Here is a 4,253-nt window from a genome sequence, read left to right as displayed (position 1 = left end):
TCGGAGTCGATGTCGACTGGACGGCCGCGTTCCCGGGGGACCCCACCCCTCGTACGGTCGATCTGCCCACGTATGCCTTCCAGCGCCAGCGCTACTGGGCCACTGCCACCGGCGGGATCGGTGATGTGGCCGCCGCGGGGCTGCAGCGGGTGGAGCATCCGTTGTTGCGGGCGGCGGTCGGCCTTGCCGATGGCGGGCTTGTGCTGACCGGACGGGTGTCGGCCACGGGCGGTGACGGCTGGCTCGGTGACCATGTGGTCGCGGGAACGTCGCTGGTGCCGGGTGCGGCGTTGGTGGAGTGGGCGTTGCGGGCGGCCGATGAGGCGGGCTGTGGCGGCATCGAGGAACTCGCGCTGCAGGTGCCGTTGGTGCTGCCGGAGTCGGGCGGGCTGCGGGTGCAGATCGTGGTGGGCGAGGCCGCCGAGGACGGGCGGTGCGAGGTGCGGGTGTACTCCCGGCCCGACCGTGATGCCGAGCCCGGCGCCGATCCCGGCTGGGTATCCCACGCGGAGGGCGTCCTGAGCCCGCCGACCGCGCCGACCGCGGCCGAGGAGCCGGTGGGAGTCTGGCCTCCCGAGGGCGCGAAGCCGATGGACGTCGAGGACTTCTACGAGCATGCCGCGGCGGCGGGCTATGCGTACGGGCCGTCGTTCCAAGGGGTGCGCGCGGTGTGGCGGGACGGAGCGGACCTCCTGGCCGAGGTGGCATTGCCCGAGGCGGCCGGGGACGCGGATGGATTCGGCATCCATCCGGCACTGCTCGACGCCGCCCTGCATCCCATGCTGCTCGCCGCCGACATCGAGTCGGCCGACGATGGTGGGATGCGGCTCCCGTTCGCCTGGAACGGCGTGTCGTTGTGGGCCACGGAGGCGACCACGGTCCGGGTCCGGCTCTCGCCCCATCAGGACGGTACGGCGGGTGAGCGCGGGTTGAGGGTGCTCGTGGCCGATGGCATGGGCGCCCCGGTGCTCACGGTCGACTCCCTGACGATGCGCCCCGCCGACCCCCGTCAGCTGCGATCCGTGGGCGGACATGGCGGCGATGGGCTGTTCACACTGGACTGGATCCCGATGCCCGACGTGCCGGACGCGGATGCATCCGACACCATGGGCTGGGTGGTGCTGGGCGAGGACGCCCTGCACCTGGCCGAGAAGCCCGGACTCGGCGGCGGGGGAGTGATGTGCCATCCGGGTCTCGAAGCACTGGTCGCCGCGCTCGACGACGGTACGCCACCTCCCGCGTTCGCCGTGACCTACCTGCCCGTCGACGGTGGCCCGGCGGAGGCCGGAGCCGCGGCGAGGGCGGCTGATGGCTTGGCTGCCGTCGGCCAAGCGCTGGAGCTGGTGCAGAGGTGGCTGGCCGAACCACGGCTGGCCGATGCCCGGTTGGTGGTGGTGACACGCGGCGCGGTGTCGACCGGCGACCCTGATGAAGGCGGGGAGTCCGGCGATGGAGAGCTGAATGTGGCCGCCGCGGGGCTGTGGGGTCTGCTGCGGAGTGCGCAGGCGGAGCACCCGGACCGGTTCGTTCTCCTCGACCTCCACCAGGCCACCGATCCGGCCGCGGGCGAGGTGGCGGATGCCGTGGTCCGTGCCGTACGCGCGGATGAGCCACAGGTGGCGCTGTGCACCGGGCGGCCGATGGTGCCCCGGCTGATGCGCGCACGTGACACCGGCGGTGCCGACGATGCGGAATCCGGCGGGCTGACCCCTGGTGGACTCGACCCGGACGGCACGGTGCTGATCACCGGTGGTACGGGTCTGCTGGGCGGTCTGGTGGCCGAGCATCTCGTACGTACGTGGCAGGTCAAGCACCTGGTCCTGGTCAGCCGACGTGGCTCGGACGCGCCCGGCGCACCGGAGTTGGCCGAGCGGCTGAGCGACCTGGGAGCACAGGTGCGGATCGCCGCGGTGGATGTCACGGACGCCGATGCGGTGGCCGAGGCGGTGGCCGGTATCGACCCGGCGCATCCGCTGACCGGTGTCATTCATGCGGCGGGGCTGCTGGATGACGCGGTGGTCACCTCGCAGACGCGGGAACAGGTGGCGCGGGTGTGGGTGGCGAAGGCCACGGCGGCCGCCCATCTGCACACCGCCACGGCGGATCTTCCGCTCCGCATGTTTGTGATGTTCTCCTCGGCCGCCGGAGTCGTGGGCAACGCGGGTCAGGCCGGATACGCGGCGGCCAACGCCTTTGTCGACGCACTGGTCGCCCATCGGCGGGAGCTCGGGCTGCCCGGGCTTTCCCTCGCTTGGGGGCTGTGGGCGCAGACCAGCGAGATGACCGGGCATGTGGGCCGGGCGGATCTGACGCGGCTGCGCGGAATGCGGCCGTTGGCGTCCGAGCGCGGGCTGGCCCTGCTGGACGCCGCATGCCGGTGCGCGAAGCCGCTGATGGTGGCCGTGGACTTCGACCCGGCTGGGGTGGCCGGTGAGGATCTTCCGGCGGTGCTGCGGGGGTTGGTGTCCGGCCGTATCCGGCGGCGGGCCGCCGAGGGTGGCCCGTCGGCCTCGGGGTTGGCTGCTGAGTTGGTGGGGTTGGATGCGGCTGGTCGGTTGGATGTGGTGGTGGAGGTGGTGCGGGGTGGTGTGGCGGTGGTGTTGGGGTTTGGTTCGTTGGGTGAGGTGCGGGTGGATGCGGCGTTCAAGGAGTTGGGTTTTGATTCATTGACGGCGGTGGAGTTGCGTAATCGGTTGTCGGTGGTGACGGGGTTGCGGTTGCCGGCGACGTTGGTGTTCGACTATCCGACGCCTCGGGTGCTTGCGGAGTATCTGTGCACTCGGCTGACCGGCGAGACCGCAGGCTCCCGTGCGCCCCTCGCGGTGCGGGCCGATGCGGACGATCCGGTGGCGATCATCGGCATGACCTGCCGTTTCCCGGGAGGTGCGAACTCCCCTGAAGCGCTGTGGGACCTGGTCGCCTCGGGGAAGGACGTGATCGGGGAGTTCCCCACCGGCCGGGGCTGGGACTTGGACGGACTGTTCCATCCGGACCCCGATCACCCGGGCACCAGCTATGCGAACGAGGGTGCCTTCCTCCATGACGCCGATGCGTTCGATGCGGCGTTCTTCGGGATCAATCCGCGGGAGGCGCTGGCCACCGATCCGCAGCAGCGGTTGCTGTTGGAGGCGTCGTGGGAGGTGCTGGAGCGGGCGGGGATCGACCCGGTGTCGTTGAAGGGGAGCCCGACCGGGGTCTACGCGGGCGTGATGTACCACGACTACGCCGCCGGGCTCAGCGGCGGCGGCGCGGATGTGAAGCTCGAGGGCTATGCGATGCTCGCGGGTTCGGGCAGTGTGGTCTCGGGTCGGGTGGCGTACACGCTGGGCTTCGAGGGTCCGGCGGTGACGGTGGACACCGCGTGTTCGTCGTCGTTGGTGGCGATGCATTTGGCGAGCCAGGCGTTGCGGCAGGGTGAGTGCACGTTGGCGTTGGCCGGTGGGGTGACGGTGATGGCCACCCCGGATGTGTTCACCGGTTTCTCCCGCCAGCGCGGTCTGGCCCCCGATGGCCGGTGCAAGCCTTTCGCCGCTGCGGCCGATGGCACCGGCTGGGGCGAGGGTGTGGGCGTTCTGCTGCTGGAACGGCTGTCGGACGCCCGGCGTAACGGCCATGAGGTGCTGGCGGAGATCCGTGGCTCGGCGGTCAACCAGGACGGCGCGTCCAATGGGTTGACCGCACCGAACGGTCCGTCGCAGCAGCGGGTGATTCGTCAGGCCCTGGCGAGCGCCGGGCTGTCGGCCTCGGATGTCGACGCGGTGGAGGCGCACGGCACGGGTACGACGCTGGGCGATCCGATCGAGGCGCAGGCACTCCTGGCCACGTACGGTCAGGAACGCCCGGCCGAGCAGCCGCTGCTGCTGGGCTCGATCAAGTCCAACATCGGGCATACACAGGCGGCGGCGGGTGTCGCGGGCGTCATCAAGATGGTGCAGGCCATGCGCCATGGAATGCTGCCCGCCTCGCTGCATATCGATGAGCCGAGCCCGCATGTGGACTGGGAGAGCGGTGCGGTGCGGCTGCTGACCGAGGCGGCGGAGTGGCCGAACGGTGAGCGGCCACGCCGGGCCGGTGTGTCCTCGTTCGGCGCCTCCGGCACCAACGCCCATGTGATCCTGGAGCAGGTCCCTGAGGAGGACGGGCCGGAGGTGCAGGCGGTCTCCTCCGACCCGGGCACGGTCTCGTGGGTGCTTTCGGCGCGGAGCGCGGAGGCGTTGCGTGGCCAGGCCGCCGCCCTGGCTGAGCGGGTGGGT

1 protein-coding gene is annotated in these 4,253 nt (G+C 71.2%); it reads left to right on the top strand.

All coding sequences use genetic code 11. The features are described 5' to 3' along the window. Positions 1 to 4,253, top strand: a 4,253-nt coding sequence (locus GWI24_RS41245) for a type I polyketide synthase (RefSeq protein ID WP_210951153.1), incomplete at both ends; no start/stop codon positions are given.

The sequence above is a fragment of the Streptomyces sp. MK37H genome, assembly GCF_018035285.1.
Taxonomy (GTDB): domain Bacteria; phylum Actinomycetota; class Actinomycetes; order Streptomycetales; family Streptomycetaceae; genus Streptomyces; species Streptomyces endocoffeicus.
The sequence above is the reverse complement of the archived record's forward strand: the minus strand, read 5'-3'. Positions and strand labels throughout refer to the sequence as shown.